1 protein-coding gene is annotated in these 446 nt (G+C 48.2%); it reads right to left on the bottom strand.

The window, feature by feature from the left end; genetic code table 11:
• Positions 1 to 217, bottom strand: a 217-nt coding sequence (locus AWU74_RS08470) for a hypothetical protein (protein WP_202966446.1), incomplete at its 3' end; no start/stop codon positions are given.
• Positions 218 to 446: the final 229 nt, after the last annotated feature.

Genomic DNA, 446 nt, shown 5'->3' with positions numbered 1-446 from the left:
TGATAAAGGAAGCGGCAAGCTTTGCATAGTGTGCACGGAAGACTTTGTCAAAATGACACGCCGCCCTGATACAGTTCACGAACGTCCGCTCTTTGCTTTCCCGGCTTTTAACAGGAGGGATGACTGTTGTTATATCCGCTGCCTCAAGCATATTTATCAGCGCACCTGTGTCGTACACTTTGTCCCCAAGAAACGCCTCTGCATCCAATTTTTCCATAAAAAAGGACGCTTGGCTACAATCTACGATAGTGCCACTGCCGATATCCCATACTTGCTAACTGTTGGGTGCAGTTTGTTGTTCAGACCCTTTTTGTACGACTAATATTCTACCGCCGCCATGCGCCCGCTTTGCTCTACACCGAATCTGTCGCCAGAATATCCTCGGAAGAGTCGTCTATTGCGGTATCCGCCAATATTGCCCATATCCCCTTGTTTTGCCGCATAGA

Source organism: Treponema endosymbiont of Eucomonympha sp. (assembly GCF_001028545.1).
Note: the sequence above shows the minus strand (reverse complement) of the source record. Positions and strands in the feature narration are given on the sequence as shown.